11 protein-coding genes and 3 rRNA genes are annotated in these 15,664 nt (G+C 62.7%); 10 read left to right on the top strand and 4 right to left on the bottom strand.

The genetic code is table 11. The annotated features are described in order from the left end of the window. The first annotated feature begins 2 nt into the window (after nucleotides 1-2). From W7S_RS06645 to W7S_RS06660, 4 genes are read left to right on the top strand one after another with little or no spacing between them, the layout of a single operon-like run. Complete coding sequence (locus W7S_RS06645) at nucleotides 3-917, top strand: F0F1 ATP synthase subunit gamma (RefSeq protein ID WP_008254818.1); 915 nt, start codon at nucleotides 3-5, stop codon at nucleotides 915-917. Between the two features lie 28 nt (nucleotides 918-945). Continuing rightward, on the top strand, nucleotides 946-2,406 hold the full coding sequence (gene atpD / locus W7S_RS06650) for a F0F1 ATP synthase subunit beta (RefSeq protein ID WP_008254823.1): 1,461 nt from the start codon (nucleotides 946-948) through the stop codon (nucleotides 2,404-2,406). Between the two features lie 50 nt (nucleotides 2,407-2,456). Beyond that, nucleotides 2,457-2,822, top strand: coding sequence for a F0F1 ATP synthase subunit epsilon (locus tag W7S_RS06655; RefSeq protein ID WP_008254826.1), 366 nt, complete (start codon nucleotides 2,457-2,459; stop codon nucleotides 2,820-2,822). 6 nt (nucleotides 2,823-2,828) lie between these two features. Beyond that, nucleotides 2,829-3,272 carry a DUF2550 domain-containing protein gene (locus W7S_RS06660; RefSeq protein WP_009955321.1) on the top strand — a complete coding sequence of 148 codons (444 nt, stop codon included), beginning with the start codon at nucleotides 2,829-2,831 and terminating at the stop codon, nucleotides 3,270-3,272. Between the two features lie 27 nt (nucleotides 3,273-3,299). On the opposite strand, the gene W7S_RS06665 is transcribed toward W7S_RS06660, so the two are convergent. Next, nucleotides 3,300-3,884 (bottom strand): cob(I)yrinic acid a,c-diamide adenosyltransferase, encoded by a 585-nt coding sequence (locus tag W7S_RS06665; RefSeq protein WP_008254830.1) that lies wholly within the window; start codon nucleotides 3,882-3,884, stop codon nucleotides 3,300-3,302. Nucleotides 3,885-3,978: 94 nt separating this feature from the next. Between W7S_RS06665 and murA the strand changes: the two genes are divergently transcribed. The 4 genes from murA (at nucleotide 3,979) to rrf (ending at nucleotide 10,716) form a co-directional block, all read left to right on the top strand. After that, nucleotides 3,979-5,232, top strand: coding sequence for a UDP-N-acetylglucosamine 1-carboxyvinyltransferase (gene murA / locus W7S_RS06670; protein ID WP_008254832.1), 1,254 nt, complete (start codon nucleotides 3,979-3,981; stop codon nucleotides 5,230-5,232). 360 nt (nucleotides 5,233-5,592) lie between these two features. Further along, nucleotides 5,593-7,123, top strand: a 16S ribosomal RNA gene (locus W7S_RS06675). A gap of 282 nt (nucleotides 7,124-7,405) precedes the next feature. Further along, nucleotides 7,406-10,514: ribosomal RNA gene (locus tag W7S_RS06680) — 23S ribosomal RNA — on the top strand. Between the two features lie 89 nt (nucleotides 10,515-10,603). Then, a 5S ribosomal RNA gene (gene rrf, locus W7S_RS06685) occupies nucleotides 10,604-10,716 on the top strand. The 16S, 23S and 5S rRNA genes sit together here, the layout of an rRNA operon. Nucleotides 10,717-10,951: 235 nt before the next feature. On the opposite strand, the gene W7S_RS06690 is transcribed toward rrf, so the two are convergent. Next, complete coding sequence (locus W7S_RS06690) at nucleotides 10,952-11,314, bottom strand: PE/PPE C-terminal domain-containing protein (protein WP_014711086.1); 363 nt, start codon at nucleotides 11,312-11,314, stop codon at nucleotides 10,952-10,954. 167 nt (nucleotides 11,315-11,481) lie between these two features. On the opposite strand from W7S_RS06690, the gene W7S_RS06695 reads away from it, so the two are divergent. Then, nucleotides 11,482-12,951 (top strand): IS1634 family transposase, encoded by a 1,470-nt coding sequence (locus tag W7S_RS06695; RefSeq protein WP_014711087.1) that lies wholly within the window; start codon nucleotides 11,482-11,484, stop codon nucleotides 12,949-12,951. On the opposite strand, the gene W7S_RS06700 is transcribed toward W7S_RS06695, so the two are convergent. Continuing rightward, nucleotides 12,929-13,813, bottom strand: coding sequence for a PPE family protein (locus W7S_RS06700; protein ID WP_014711088.1), 885 nt, complete (start codon nucleotides 13,811-13,813; stop codon nucleotides 12,929-12,931). The genes W7S_RS06695 and W7S_RS06700 overlap by 23 nt on opposite strands. Before the next feature lie 12 nt (nucleotides 13,814-13,825). Continuing rightward, entirely contained in the window at nucleotides 13,826-14,125 is a 300-nt protein-coding gene (locus tag W7S_RS06705) for a PE family protein (protein ID WP_008254840.1), read from the bottom strand. 366 nt (nucleotides 14,126-14,491) lie between these two features. Between W7S_RS06705 and W7S_RS06710 the strand changes: the two genes are divergently transcribed. Next, nucleotides 14,492-15,646, top strand: coding sequence for a PPE family protein (locus tag W7S_RS06710; RefSeq protein WP_008254843.1), 1,155 nt, complete (start codon nucleotides 14,492-14,494; stop codon nucleotides 15,644-15,646). Nucleotides 15,647-15,664: the final 18 nt, after the last annotated feature.

Consider the following 15,664-nt stretch of genomic DNA (forward strand, 5'->3'; position numbering starts at 1 on the left):
CTATGGCTGCCACACTTCGTGAATTGCGCGGACGCATCCGCTCGGCCGGGTCGATCAAAAAGATCACCAAGGCCCAGGAGCTGATCGCGACGTCGCGGATCGGTCGCGCTCAGGCGCGGCTGGACGCCGCCAGACCGTACGCCTTCCAGATCACCGCGATGCTCACCACGCTGGCCGCCGAGGCCGCCCTCGACCACCCGTTGCTCGTCGAGCGGCCCGAACCGAAGCGGGCGGGCGTGCTGGTGGTGACGTCGGACCGAGGTCTGTGCGGTGCCTACAACGCGAGCATCTTCCGCCGCGCCGAGGAGCTCTTCTCCTTGCTGCGGGAACAAGGCAAGACGCCGGTGCTGTACGCCGTCGGCCGTAAAGCGCTGAATTACTACAAGTTCCGCAACTGGGACATCAGCGGCTCCTGGACCGGCTTCTCCGAGCAGCCGCAGTACGAGAACGCCGCCGAGATCGGCGAGACGCTGGTCAACGCGTTCATGCTGGGCACCGGCGACGAGGACGAAGGCCAGTCCGACGTCGAGGGCGTCGACGAGTTGCACATCGTCTACAGCGAGTTCAAGTCGATGTTGTCGCAGGCGGCGGTCGCACACCGGATCGCCCCCATGGTGGTCGAATATGTCGAGGAACCGCCCGAAGTGCGAACGTTGTATTCGTTCGAGCCGGATGCGACAACGCTTTTCGAGTCGCTGTTGCCGCGGTACCTGACCACCCGTGTTTACGAGGCGCTGCTCGAATCGGCGGCATCGGAGCTGGCCTCGCGCCAACGCGCGATGAAGTCGGCCACCGACAACGCAGACGACCTCATCAAGGCCCTGACGCTGATGGCGAACCGCGAGCGGCAGGCCCAGATCACCCAGGAGATTAGCGAAATCGTCGGTGGCGCAAACGCGCTCGCCGACGCCCGCTAGGTAGCACCACTAGGAAGCGAAAGAAATTATGCCTGCTACGACAGCAACCGACGAGAAGTCCACGAAGTCGGCCAAGAGCGACACCAGCGGCCGGGTGGTACGGGTCACCGGGCCCGTCGTCGACGTCGAGTTCCCCCGCGGTTCCGTGCCGGAACTGTTCAACGCGCTCAACGCGGAGATCACGTTCGAGGAACTGGCGAAGACCCTCACGCTCGAGGTCGCCCAGCACCTCGGGGACAACCTGGTGCGCACCATCTCGCTGCAGCCCACCGACGGCCTGGTGCGTGGGGTCGAGGTGACCGACACGGGTCGTTCCATCTCGGTGCCCGTCGGCCAGGAGGTCAAGGGCCACGTCTTCAACGCCCTGGGGCACTGCCTCGACAAGCCGGGCTACGGAGAAGACCTCGAGCACTGGTCGATTCACCGCAAGCCGCCGCCGTTCGAAGAGCTCGAGCCTCGCACCGAGATGCTCGAAACCGGCCTCAAGGTCGTCGACCTGCTCACCCCGTACGTGCGTGGTGGCAAGATCGCGCTGTTCGGTGGTGCGGGTGTCGGCAAGACGGTGCTCATCCAGGAGATGATCAACCGCATCGCCCGTAACTTCGGTGGTACGTCGGTGTTCGCCGGGGTGGGGGAGCGCACCCGCGAGGGCAACGACCTCTGGGTCGAACTGCAAGAGGCCGACGTGCTCAAGGACACCGCGCTGGTGTTCGGTCAGATGGACGAGCCGCCCGGTACCCGTATGCGAGTGGCGCTTTCCGCGCTGACCATGGCCGAGTGGTTCCGTGACGAGGCCGGCCAGGACGTGTTGTTGTTCATCGACAACATCTTCCGGTTCACCCAGGCCGGTTCGGAGGTGTCGACGCTGCTCGGTCGTATGCCCTCGGCGGTCGGCTACCAGCCCACGCTGGCCGACGAGATGGGCGAACTGCAGGAGCGCATCACCTCGACGCGAGGCAAGTCGATTACGTCCATGCAGGCGGTCTACGTGCCCGCCGACGACTACACCGACCCGGCGCCGGCGACGACCTTCGCGCACCTGGATGCCACCACCGAGCTGTCGCGTTCGGTGTTCTCCAAGGGCATCTTCCCCGCGGTGGACCCGCTGGCCTCTAGCTCGACCATCCTCGACCCGAGCGTCGTCGGTGACGAGCACTACCGCGTGGCCCAGGAAGTCATCCGAATCCTGCAGCGGTACAAGGACCTTCAGGACATCATCGCGATCCTCGGTATCGACGAGCTGTCCGAAGAGGACAAGCAGCTGGTGCAGCGGGCGCGGCGCATCGAGAGGTTCCTGTCGCAGAACATGATGGCGGCCGAGCAGTTCACCGGTCAGCCGGGTTCGACGGTTCCGCTGAAGGAGACCATCGAGGCGTTCGACCGCGTGACCAAGGGCGAGTTCGACCACGTGCCCGAGCAGGCCTTCTTCTTGATCGGCGGTCTGGACGACCTGGCCAAGAAGGCAGAGAGCCTTGGCGCCAAGCTCTAACTTGCACCCGGGCCGAAACGGGCTCGCACGCTATCGAAGGGGTCTGTGGCATGGCCGAATTGAACGTTGAGATCGTCGCCGTCGACCGAAAGATCTGGTCGGGTGCGGCAACGTTTCTGTTCACCCGCACCACCGTCGGTGAGATCGGCATCATGCCGCGGCACATCCCGTTGGTCGCGCAATTGGTCGACGACGCAATGGTGCGCGTCGAACGAGAGGGCGACGACGATCTCCGGGTCGCGGTGGATGGCGGATTCTTGTCGGTCACCGAGGAGACGGTGACCATCCTGGCCGAATCCGCCGAGTTCGAGTCGGAGATCGACGAGAGCGCCGCGAGAGAGGCTTCTGAGTCGGACGATCCGCGTATCGCCGCCAGGGGGCGCGCCAGATTGCGCGCCGTCGGCGCGATCGACTAAGCGCCGATGAGCGCGCCCATGACCGCCATGGTCGTGCTCGTCGTCGTGCTGGCGGCCGCCGTCGTTGCGTTGAGTTATCGGCTGTGGAAGCTGCGCCAGGGCGGCACGGCGGGGATCATGCGCGACGTTCCCGCGGTGGGCGGTCACGGCTGGCGGCATGGTGTAATCCGTTACCGCGGCGGCGAAGCCGCGTTCTACCGGCTCTCCAGCCTGCGACTGTGGCCGGACCGGCGGCTGAGCCGGCGAGGCGTTGAGATCGTGGCCCGGCGCGCGCCGCGTGGCGACGAATTCGACATCATGACCGACGAGATCGTCGTCATCGAACTGCGCGACACGACCCAGGACCGCAGGTCTGGCTACGAGATCGCCTTCGACAAGGGTGCGCTGACCGCGTTCCTGTCGTGGCTGGAGTCGCGCCCGTCGCCGCGTTCCCGCCGGCGCAGCATCTAGGCCACACCAAACACCTTGCCGCTTCGGCTAACTCGTGACGGCTTCCCCACCGCCCGGCTTCCAGAGCACATCGCCATCGGGATTGGCCACGCGCGACAGGATGAACAGTAGGTCCGAAAGGCGGTTCAGGTACCGCGCGGGCAGGACGTTGACCTGCTGCGGCGCGGCGTTGATCGCGGTCCAGGCCGAACGTTCCGCGCGGCGCACCACGGTGCGGGCGACGTGCAACTGCGCCGACAGTGGCGAACCACCCGGCAATATAAAGGAATTCAGCTTCGGCAACGACTCGTTGTATGTGTCGCACCATTTTTCGAGCCGATCGATGTAGGGCTGGGTGACCCGCAAGGGCGGGTACTCGGGGTTTTCCACCACCGGGGTGGACAGGTCCGCGCCGGCGTCGAAGAGGTCATTTTGGATCTGGCGTAACACGGCCTTGAGCTCGTCGTCGGGCTGACCGACGGCGACGGCGACGCCGATCGCCGAGTTGGCCTCATCGCAGTCGGCGTAGGCCACCAGGCGGGGGTCGGTTTTCGGGACCCGGGAGAAGTCACTCAATCCCGTGGTGCCGTCGTCGCCGGTCCGCGTGTAGATGCGGGTCAGGTGCACTGCCATGAGCAAAACGGTACTGCGGCGCGTGTAGGGGCCGGGACTTGGCTCGATCGCCGGCCGACTGACAAGCCGATACCGCTTCACTAGACTGACCCGGGTGGCTGAGCGATTCGTGGTGACCGGCGGCAACCGGTTGTCCGGCGAAGTCGCGGTGGGAGGCGCAAAGAACAGCGTGCTCAAGCTGATGGCCGCGGCGTTGTTGGCCGAGGGCACCAGCACCATCACCAATTGCCCCGACATCCTCGACGTGCCGCTGATGGCCGAGGTGCTGCGCGGCCTCGGGGCAACCGTCGAACTCGACGGTGACGTCGCCCGGATCACCTCGCCCGACGAGCCGAAATACGATGCCGACTTCGCGGCGGTGCGCCAGTTCCGGGCTTCGGTGTGCGTACTGGGCCCCCTGGTCGGTCGGTGTAAGCGGGCCCGCGTCGCCCTTCCCGGCGGAGACGCGATCGGCTCGCGGCCGCTGGACATGCACCAGGCCGGCCTGCGCCAGCTGGGCGCGCAATGCAACATCGAACACGGATGCGTCGTGGCGCAGGCTGATACGTTGCGCGGCGCGGAGATTCAGTTGGAGTTTCCGTCGGTGGGGGCCACCGAGAACATCCTGATGGCGGCGGTCGTGGCCGAAGGTGTGACCACGATCCACAACGCCGCGCGCGAACCCGACGTCGTCGACCTCTGCACGATGTTGAACCAGATGGGCGCGCAGGTCGAAGGCGCCGGTTCGCCGACGATGACCATCACCGGCGTCCCGCGGCTGCACCCGACCGAACACCGCGTCATCGGGGATCGCATCGTCGCCGCCACGTGGGGCATCGCCGCCGCGATGACCCGCGGAGACATCTCGGTCACCGGTGTCGACCCGGCGCACCTGCAGGTGGTGCTGCACAAGCTGCACGACGCCGGCGCCACCGTCACCCAAACGGAAAGCAGCTTCCGGGTGGCCCAGTACGAGCGCCCGAAGGCCGTCAATGTCGCGACCCTGCCGTTTCCCGGGTTTCCCACCGACCTGCAGCCCATGGCGATCGCGCTGGCGTCGATCGCCGATGGCACGTCGATGATCACCGAGAACGTATTCGAGGCGCGCTTTCGTTTCGTCGAGGAAATGATCCGGCTGGGCGCCGACGCCCGCACCGACGGGCACCATGCCGTCGTGCGTGGGCTGCCGCAATTGTCGAGCGCGCCGGTGTGGTGTTCGGACATCCGGGCCGGCGCCGGCCTGGTGTTGGCGGGGCTCGTCGCCGACGGCGACACCGAGGTTCACGACGTCTTCCACATCGATCGCGGCTACCCGTTGTTCGTGGAAAACCTGGCGATTTTGGGAGCGGAGATCGAGCGGGTAGAGTAACCAAAGTCAGTGCCCCACAAGCGCGATCACCGACGCGAAGGTGGACGAGAGCGGGGCCTTGACTCCCTCGCTGGATTGGTACTAGCCTGGCACGGCTGCTCCCGACTCGGTCTCTGGAAGACCAAAACTGGGAGTTGACTCCACTGCCGGACTTGTATTAAGCTGGCAGGGTTGCCCCAAAACGGGCGAAACAAGTGTTGTTTGAGAACTCAATAGTGTGTTTGGTCTTTTTATTTGTTGTTGTTTTTTGGCCATACCTAGCACTCCCCGTGTGTGGGTATGGCAATTTTTGATGCCAGTTATTTGGTGTCTTGTCAGGTATCTCTGATTTGAAATTCACCTCGTTCATCGAGGAGTTTTTGTTTGGAGAGTTTGATCCTGGCTCAGGACGAACGCTGGCGGCGTGCTTAACACATGCAAGTCGAACGGAAAGGCCCCTTCGGGGGTACTCGAGTGGCGAACGGGTGAGTAACACGTGGGCAATCTGCCCTGCACTTCGGGATAAGCCTGGGAAACTGGGTCTAATACCGGATAGGACCTTTAGGCGCATGTCTTTAGGTGGAAAGCTTTTGCGGTGTGGGATGGGCCCGCGGCCTATCAGCTTGTTGGTGGGGTGATGGCCTACCAAGGCGACGACGGGTAGCCGGCCTGAGAGGGTGTCCGGCCACACTGGGACTGAGATACGGCCCAGACTCCTACGGGAGGCAGCAGTGGGGAATATTGCACAATGGGCGCAAGCCTGATGCAGCGACGCCGCGTGGGGGATGACGGCCTTCGGGTTGTAAACCTCTTTCACCATCGACGAAGGTCCGGGTTTTCTCGGATTGACGGTAGGTGGAGAAGAAGCACCGGCCAACTACGTGCCAGCAGCCGCGGTAATACGTAGGGTGCGAGCGTTGTCCGGAATTACTGGGCGTAAAGAGCTCGTAGGTGGTTTGTCGCGTTGTTCGTGAAATCTCACGGCTTAACTGTGAGCGTGCGGGCGATACGGGCAGACTAGAGTACTGCAGGGGAGACTGGAATTCCTGGTGTAGCGGTGGAATGCGCAGATATCAGGAGGAACACCGGTGGCGAAGGCGGGTCTCTGGGCAGTAACTGACGCTGAGGAGCGAAAGCGTGGGGAGCGAACAGGATTAGATACCCTGGTAGTCCACGCCGTAAACGGTGGGTACTAGGTGTGGGTTTCCTTCCTTGGGATCCGTGCCGTAGCTAACGCATTAAGTACCCCGCCTGGGGAGTACGGCCGCAAGGCTAAAACTCAAAGGAATTGACGGGGGCCCGCACAAGCGGCGGAGCATGTGGATTAATTCGATGCAACGCGAAGAACCTTACCTGGGTTTGACATGCACAGGACGCGTCTAGAGATAGGCGTTCCCTTGTGGCCTGTGTGCAGGTGGTGCATGGCTGTCGTCAGCTCGTGTCGTGAGATGTTGGGTTAAGTCCCGCAACGAGCGCAACCCTTGTCTCATGTTGCCAGCGGGTAATGCCGGGGACTCGTGAGAGACTGCCGGGGTCAACTCGGAGGAAGGTGGGGATGACGTCAAGTCATCATGCCCCTTATGTCCAGGGCTTCACACATGCTACAATGGCCGGTACAAAGGGCTGCGATGCCGCAAGGTTAAGCGAATCCTTTTAAAGCCGGTCTCAGTTCGGATTGGGGTCTGCAACTCGACCCCATGAAGTCGGAGTCGCTAGTAATCGCAGATCAGCAACGCTGCGGTGAATACGTTCCCGGGCCTTGTACACACCGCCCGTCACGTCATGAAAGTCGGTAACACCCGAAGCCAGTGGCCTAACCCTTGGGAGGGAGCTGTCGAAGGTGGGATCGGCGATTGGGACGAAGTCGTAACAAGGTAGCCGTACCGGAAGGTGCGGCTGGATCACCTCCTTTCTAAGGAGCACCACGAAAAGCACTCCAATTGGTGGGGTGCGAGCCGTGAGGGGTTCCCGTCTGTAGTGGACGGGGGCCGGGTGCACAACAGCAAATGATTGCCAGACACACTATTGGGCCCTGAGACAACACTCGGTCGATCCGTGTGGAGTCCCTCCATCTTGGTGGTGGGGTGTGGTGTTTGAGTATTGGATAGTGGTTGCGAGCATCTAGATGAGCGCATAGTCCTTAGGGCTGATGCGTTCGTCGAAATGTGTAATTTCTTCTTTGGTTTTTGTGTGTAAGTAAGTGTTTAAGGGCGCATGGTGGATGCCTTGGCATCGAGAGCCGATGAAGGACGTGGGAGGCTGCGATATGCCTCGGGGAGCTGTCAACCGAGCATTGATCCGAGGATTTCCGAATGGGGAAACCCAGCACGAGTGATGTCGTGTTACCCGCATCTGAATATATAGGGTGCGGGAGGGAACGCGGGGAAGTGAAACATCTCAGTACCCGTAGGAGAAGAAAACAATTGTGATTCCGTAAGTAGTGGCGAGCGAACGCGGAACAGGCTAAACCGCACGCATGTGATACCGGGTAGGGGTTGTGTGTGCGGGGTTGTGGGAGGATACATCTCAGCTCTACCTGGCTGAGGGGTAGTCAGAAAGTGTCGTGGTTAGCGGAAGTGGCCTGGGATGGTCTGCCGTAGACGGTGAGAGCCCGGTACGCGAAAACCCGTCACCTACCTTGTATCAATTCCCGAGTAGCAGCGGGCCCGTGGAATCTGCTGTGAATCTGCCGGGACCACCCGGTAAGCCTAAATACTTCTCGATGACCGATAGCGGATTAGTACCGTGAGGGAATGGTGAAAAGTACCCCGGGAGGGGAGTGAAATAGTACCTGAAACCGTGTGCCTACAATCCGTCAGAGCCTCCTTGTGGGGTGATGGCGTGCCTTTTGAAGAATGAGCCTGCGAGTCAGGGACACGTCGCGAGGTTAACCCGTGCGGGGTAGCCGCAGCGAAAGCGAGTCTGAATAGGGCGCATCCCCTTTGGGGTGTAGTGGCGTGTTCTGGACCCGAAGCGGAGTGATCTACCCATGGCCAGGGTGAAGCGCGGGTAAGACCGCGTGGAGGCCCGAACCCACTTAGGTTGAAGACTGAGGGGATGAGCTGTGGGTAGGGGTGAAAGGCCAATCAAACTCCGTGATAGCTGGTTCTCCCCGAAATGCATTTAGGTGCAGCGTTGCGTGGTTCACCACGGAGGTAGAGCTACTGGATGGCCGATGGGCCCTACTAGGTTACTGACGTCAGCCAAACTCCGAATGCCGTGGTGTAAAGCGTGGCAGTGAGACGGCGGGGGATAAGCTCCGTACGTCGAAAGGGAAACAGCCCAGATCGCCGGCTAAGGCCCCTAAGCGTGTGCTAAGTGGAAAAGGATGTGTAGTCGCAGAGACAACCAGGAGGTTGGCTTAGAAGCAGCCACCCTTGAAAGAGTGCGTAATAGCTCACTGGTCAAGTGATTATGCGCCGATAATGTAGCGGGGCTCAAGCACACCGCCGAAGCCGCGGCACATTCACGTTTACGTGGATGTGGGTAGGGGAGCGTCCCTCATTCAGCGAAGCCTCCGGGTGACCGGTGGTGGAGGGTGGGGGAGTGAGAATGCAGGCATGAGTAGCGATAAGGCAAGTGAGAACCTTGCCCGCCGTAAGACCAAGGGTTCCTGGGCCAGGCCAGTCCGCCCAGGGTGAGTCGGGACCTAAGGCGAGGCCGACAGGCGTAGTCGATGGACAACGGGTTGATATTCCCGTACCCGTGTATGGGCGTCCCTGATGAATCAGCGGTACTAACCACCCAAAACCGGATCGACCATTCCCCTTCGGGGGCATGGAGTTTCGGGGCTGCGTGGGACCTTCGCTGGTAGTAGTCAAGCGATGGGGTGACGCAGGAAGGTAGCCGTACCAGTCAGTGGTAATACTGGGGCAAGCCTGTAGGGAGAGCGATAGGCAAATCCGTCGCTCATTAATCCTGAGAGGTGATGCATAGCCGATTGAGGTGAATTCGGTGATCCTCTGCTGCCAAGAAAAGCCTCTAGCGAGCACATACACGGCCCGTACCCCAAACCAACACAGGTGGTCAGGTAGAGAATACCAAGGCGTACGAGATAACTATGGTTAAGGAACTCGGCAAAATGCCCCCGTAACTTCGGGAGAAGGGGGGCCGGAATACCGTGAACACCCTTGCGGTGGGAGCGGGATCCGGCCGCAGAAACCAGTGGGTAGCGACTGTTTACTAAAAACACAGGTCCGTGCGAAGTCGCAAGACGATGTATACGGACTGACGCCTGCCCGGTGCTGGAAGGTTAAGAGGACCCGTTAACCGTAAGGTGAAGCGGAGAATTTAAGCCCCAGTAAACGGCGGTGGTAACTATAACCATCCTAAGGTAGCGAAATTCCTTGTCGGGTAAGTTCCGACCTGCACGAATGGCGTAACGACTTCCCAACTGTCTCAACCATAGACTCGGCGAAATTGCACTACGAGTAAAGATGCTCGTTACGCGCGGCAGGACGAAAAGACCCCGGGACCTTCACTACAACTTGGTATTGGTGTTCGGTACGGTTTGTGTAGGATAGGTGGGAGACTGTGAAATACAGACGCCAGTTTGTATGGAGTCGTTGTTGAAATACCACTCTGATCGTATTGGACACCTAACGTCGAACCCTTACCGGGTTCACGGACAGTGCCTGGCGGGTAGTTTAACTGGGGCGGTTGCCTCCTAAAATGTAACGGAGGCGCCCAAAGGTTCCCTCAACCTGGACGGCAATCAGGTGACGAGTGTAAGTGCACAAGGGAGCTTGACTGCGAGACTTACAAGTCAAGCAGGGACGAAAGTCGGGACTAGTGATCCGGCACCCCCGAGTGGAAGGGGTGTCGCTCAACGGATAAAAGGTACCCCGGGGATAACAGGCTGATCTTCCCCAAGAGTCCATATCGACGGGATGGTTTGGCACCTCGATGTCGGCTCGTCGCATCCTGGGGCTGGAGCAGGTCCCAAGGGTTGGGCTGTTCGCCCATTAAAGCGGCACGCGAGCTGGGTTTAGAACGTCGTGAGACAGTTCGGTCTCTATCCGCCGCGCGCGTCAGAAACTTGAGGAAACCTGTCCCTAGTACGAGAGGACCGGGACGGACGAACCTCTGGTATACCAGTTGTTCCACCAGGAGCACGGCTGGATAGCCACGTTCGGACAGGATAACCGCTGAAAGCATCTAAGCGGGAAACCTTCTCCAAGATCAGGTTTCTCACCCTTTTAGAGGGATAAGGCCCCCCGCAGACCACGGGTTCGATAGGCCAGACCTGGAAGCTCAGCAATGAGTGCAGGGAACTGGCACTAACCGGCCGAAAACTTACCAACACACAATCGCAACCACAGTCCATTTCGGCGGCATTTTGCCGCTGGAAGCTTGAACACCGCACCCCCCACCAAACAAATTTAAATAGAGTTACGGCGGCCACAGCGACAGGGAAACGCCCGGTCCCATTCCGAACCCGGAAGCTAAGCCTGTCAGCGCCGATGATACTGCCCATACGGGTGGAAAAGTAGGACACCGCCGAACATACACAAAAACACCCCCGGCAACGGGGGTGTTTTTGCATTCGTAGCCAAAACCACTGGCGCACAGGGATTTACACCGGCATGCGGGATCGCCGCGTCCCGTGTCCGTAAGCCGGCGACGCGGTACGCGCGGTCGACGGGCCACGGTGGAGCCGGGGGTGCAGCGCCCTCCGCGATGCCAACGGCGGTGCGCTGAGCCGGATCTCGACCCGATTGCTCGGGACGTTGTTGCTCGGCTAGCCGGCAAACGGCGGGCGGGCCATCACCGTCGGGCGGATCCCGTAGCGCGGGCCGGCGCCGGTCGAACCCCCGCCGACACCAGCCAGCGGCATACCGCCCAATAGGTTTCCGGGTCCCGATGTCTCGGGAGTGGTGATGAAGCGGCTGACCGGAATCGACGAGGCTCCGGAGGCGACCGCCGGGCCCGCCGCGGAGGTCCAGGCGGGGGGCACGGAGAGGCCGCCGACCGGCGCCGCAGAAGCCAAAGTCGCCGATATGGCGCCGCCGCCACCGGCCAGCCCGCGCAGCGATGCGCCCACGGCGGGCAGGCTCGCGGCGGCCTTCGCTCCCTCACTGGCGGCCTTGGCTGCGGGAGCCAAACCCTTTGACCCGACTTAGGACATTTTCTGGCGTTGCCCAGTCCTTCAGGGATTTGACCTGCGGATTCGCTGGGCATCGGGTCGAAATCTGCACACTAAATCCTGGGCTCTAGGGTCCTGTGGTGGCCTATGTGCGCACCGTAAAGACCGCCTCGGGCGCGACTGCGGTGCAGATCGTGTGGTCGACCCGGCGTGGGTCGCGCAAGATCGAGCATTTGGGCTCGGCGCACGACGACGGCGAGGTCGAAGCACTCAAGGCCGCGGCCCGCCAGCGCCTGGCCGAGGGCCAAACCACCCTTGACCTCGGGCTGGCCACCGTCGGTATTGATGGTGATCCGTTGGAGATCGTCTCGACGAAGTCGACCCCGCTGTGGGAATCGTTGTGCGCGGCCTACCAGGTGCTCGGTTTCGACGCGGCAACCGGCGGCGATGAGGTGTTCCGCGATCTGGTGTTGGCCCGCATCATCGAACCGACCAGCAAGGCCGACTCGCTACGGGTGCTCGCCGAGACCGGCCTCGAACCCGTCGACTACCGCACGGTCACGCGTCGACTGCCGAATTTCGCTAAACCTGCTGTGCGCCAAGCACTGTCAGCGGCGTGCGCGGCTCGCGCCGGACTGGGCCCCACGTCGCTGGTGCTCTACGACGTCTCGACGTTGTACTTCGAAACCGATACCGGTGACGGGTTCCGCGAACCGGGATTCTCCAAGGAACGCCGCCTCGAGCCTCAAATCACCATCGGGCTGCTCACCGACGCGTCAGGGTTCCCGTTGGCCGTCGAGGCGTTCGAGGGCAACAAGGCCGAGACTGCGACCATGCTGCCAGTGATCAACGCGTTCAAGGCCGCCCACAACCTCACCGATGTCATCGTCGTCGCCGATGCCGGCATGATCTCTGAAGCCAACCAGATCGCGCTGAAAGCCTCGGGGTTGTCGTTCATCCTGGGCATCAAGATCCCGTTCGTGCCCGATGTCGTGCGCGAATGGCGCGACAAACATCCCGACCGGGACATCGACGATGGGCAGATCTTCACCCAACCCTGGCCCGCGACCAGCAGCGAGAAGACCCGCGGCATCCCCGACCGAGTCGTCTACTACCAATACCGCAACGACCGCGCCCGCCGCACGTTGCGCGGCATCACCGAGCAGGTCACCAAAGCCGAGAAGGCCGTTGACGGGCGAGCCCCGGTCAAACGCAACCGATTCATCAAGCTCACGGGCGCCACCAAGAGCGTCAACCGAGAGTTGGAGACCAAGGCCCGCAGCCTGGCTGGGCTGAAGGGCTACACCACCAACCTCGTCGAACACACACCGGAGTTCGTCATCGGGGCCTACCACCAACTCTGGCGCATCGAGAAGAGCTTCCGGATGTCCAAGCACGACCTGCAGGCCAGGCCCATCTACCACCACAAGCGCGAATCCATCGACGCTCACCTGACCATCGTGTTCGCCGCCCTGGCCGTCAGCCACTACATCGAGACCCAAACCGGCTGGAGCATCAAGAAATTCGTCCGCACCGCACGCCGCTACCGAACCGTACAGATCAAAGCAGGCAAGCAAGTCCTGACCGCTGTCGACCCGCTACCCGACAACCTCCGCGACGCCATCGCCAAGATCAACGGCAGCCATGCACACTAAATTGTCCTAAGTCGGGTCCCTCACTGGCGGCCTTGGCTGCGGGAGCCAAACCCTTTGAGAGCGATAGGAAGTGGGTCGACATCCCGGTAACGCGATACATCATCGCGAGGGTGTTCTGGGCAGGGCTGGCGTATTCGGCCCACATGTCGAACACGGGGTTCTGTTCCAGCACGTCGGTGATCGGCGGCAGTTCCGTGTTCGCCGCCGCGGGCGACGACAGTGCCTGCAGTGTGGGCGGTACCGAGGACAGCAACTGTGACTGTGCCGACTCCGCCCCGGCCGAGGTGCCGGCCGCCTGAGCGACGGAGGCTGCCTGCATGGCCTCGCCGGCCGGATTGGTGGTCTCCGCCGGCCGGGTGAACGGTGTCACCTGGGTGACCGGCGCGGCCTGACCCGCGTAGCCGTACATCGCCGTAGCGTCTTGCGCCCACATTTCGGCGTATTGCGTCTCGAGCTGGACGATCAGCGGCGTGTTTTGGCCCAGGACATTGGTCGACACCGCCTGGACGAGTTGGGCGCGGTTGGCTTCGATCAGCGGTGGGGGAACCGTGGCGGCAAACGCCGCTTCGTAGGCGCCCGCCGCGGCCCTGGCCGAAACGGCGGCCTGTTCGGCCTGTACGGAGGTGGTGCGCATCCACGCCACATAGGGTTTGGCGGCCTCGGCCATCTGGGCCGAGGCCGGGCCCATCCACTCTTCGCTCACCAGTTGCGTGATGATCCTGTCGTAGTCGTTGGCCGCGGAATCCAACTCCGCGGCCAGCAGATTCCAGGCCCACGCCGCGGCCATCATCGAGGCCGAGCCCGGGCCGGAATACATGCGCTCCGAATGGATCTCCGGGGGTAACGCTCCGAAATCCAGCACGTCGCACCCGCCTCAGCTGGACGCGGCGGCGTTGATGGCTTCGGTTGCCGCATATGAGCCGGCGCCGAAGTGCAGCATTCTCACGAAGCTGTCGTGAATCACCGTGGCCTGGGCGCAGACGGTCTGATACATCTGGGCGTGCGTGGCGAACTGCGCGGCAACCAGCACGGAGACCTCGTCGGTTGCCGCGGGTACCACTCCCATCGTCGGCGCCGATGCCGCTGCATTCTGTGCGGCCAGCGCCGAGCCGATGGCAGCCAAGTTCTGGGCTGCGGCGGTTAACGCTTCGGGCTGGGTGGTCACGAACGACACGGTGATTCTCTCCTCGCTGGTTCCGATTCAACGGTGCTGAACGGCCGCTGAAAGCCGCTCCACCGCGAGGTTAAGGGCTGCGCGCCCAATAGTGTATTGCTAAAGACAAGTGTTCATCTTCAGCTAGATTCAGTTCATATCTGTGAACTCATATGTACATATATGTTCTTACGATCACATATGTGTACAAACGTCCACTCATAAGAGATGACCGCCGTGCCCGAGGATCGGCATCGCGTTCGTGATTCGACGGCCGACGCCGGCGGCTGCGCTGGACGGTACCCGCGCACAAGTATCTGACCACAGTTTCGGGGGGCGTCGGCGCGCGTGCGACAGCCGTCGCCGACAAGACGAGGGGACCACTTAGTGGATTACGGGGCGCTTCCGCCGGAGGTCAACTCCGGGCGGATGTACGTCGGTGCGGGTTCGGGGCCGATGCTGGCGGCCGCCGCGGCCTGGGACGGGTTGGCCATCGAGCTGTACACCACCGCAGCCTCCTACGGTTCGTTGATCGCCGAACTCACCGGCGCGTGGCTGGGCCCGGCGTCGGCGACGATGGCCGCCGCCTCGGCCCCCTACGTGGCGTGGCTCACCGCGACCGCCGCACAGGCCGAACAGACGGCGGTCCAGGCGAAGGCCGCCGCGGGGGCCTACGAGGCGGCGTTCGCGATGACGGTTCCGCCACCGGTGATCGCGGCCAACCGCGCCCAATTGATGATGCTGATCGCGACGAACTTCTTCGGCCAGAACCTGCCCGCGATCGCGGCCACCGAGGCCCACTACGCCGAGATGTGGGCCCAGGACGCGGCCGCGATGTATGGCTATGCCGCGGCGTCGGCCGGCGCCTCGGCGTTGCCCCCGTTCGACCAGCCGCCCTCCACCACCAACCCGGCGGGGGAGGGCGGTCAAGCGGCCGCGGTCGCCCATGCCGCCGACACGGCGGCCGAAACAAGCACGCAACCCGGTGCCTCCACCTCGGGGTTAGCAAACCCAACGTTGGTCTCCAGCGCAGTGGTGGAAGGCTCGTCAGGGGCATCCGAATCGTCGGCATCGGAGTCCTGGAAAAAGTTGACCTCGTTGTATACCAACCACCTTGGTATGGCCTACAACCACGCGGGCGACTGGGAGCACATGATGAAGATCTGGGAAGGCGTGATGCCGGCCGCCGGTGACGGCAAAGGCGCGACGGCCGCGGCAAGCTTGCGCGGTGTGGGTGGAACGCTCGGCGGTGGCCCGGTGTCCTCGGGTGCGTCCTCGCCCGTGTCGGCGGGTCTGGGCAGGGCGGCCACGGTGGGTCACTTGTCGGTGCCGCAGAGTTGGGCCGCCGCGGCTCCGGCGGCAAGCGCGGACACAGCCGCGCCGGCGGTGAGCACCGTCGGCGCCGGCGCCGAAGCCAAGGGAAGCGGGTTGCTCCGCGGCATCCCGCTGTCGGGCACGGGCCGGGGGGCCGGGGGCAAGATCGTCGGGCAGCGGTACGGGTTCCGCCCGATGGTGGTAGCGCGGCACGTGGTGGGCGGATAAACGCTCAGGTCGCCGAAG

Origin of the sequence: Mycobacterium sp. MOTT36Y (assembly GCF_000262165.1) — a bacterium.
GTDB lineage: Bacteria > Actinomycetota > Actinomycetes > Mycobacteriales > Mycobacteriaceae > Mycobacterium > Mycobacterium intracellulare.

Coding starts and splice junctions, on each gene's coding strand:
- W7S_RS06645 (WP_008254818.1), top strand. CDS start 3: ATGGCTGCCACACTTCGTGAATTGCGCGGACGCATCCGCTCGGCCGGG.
- atpD (WP_008254823.1), top strand. CDS start 946: ATGCCTGCTACGACAGCAACCGACGAGAAGTCCACGAAGTCGGCCAAG.
- W7S_RS06655 (WP_008254826.1), top strand. CDS start 2,457: ATGGCCGAATTGAACGTTGAGATCGTCGCCGTCGACCGAAAGATCTGG.
- W7S_RS06660 (WP_009955321.1), top strand. CDS start 2,829: ATGAGCGCGCCCATGACCGCCATGGTCGTGCTCGTCGTCGTGCTGGCG.
- W7S_RS06665 (WP_008254830.1), bottom strand. CDS start 3,884: ATGGCAGTGCACCTGACCCGCATCTACACGCGGACCGGCGACGACGGC.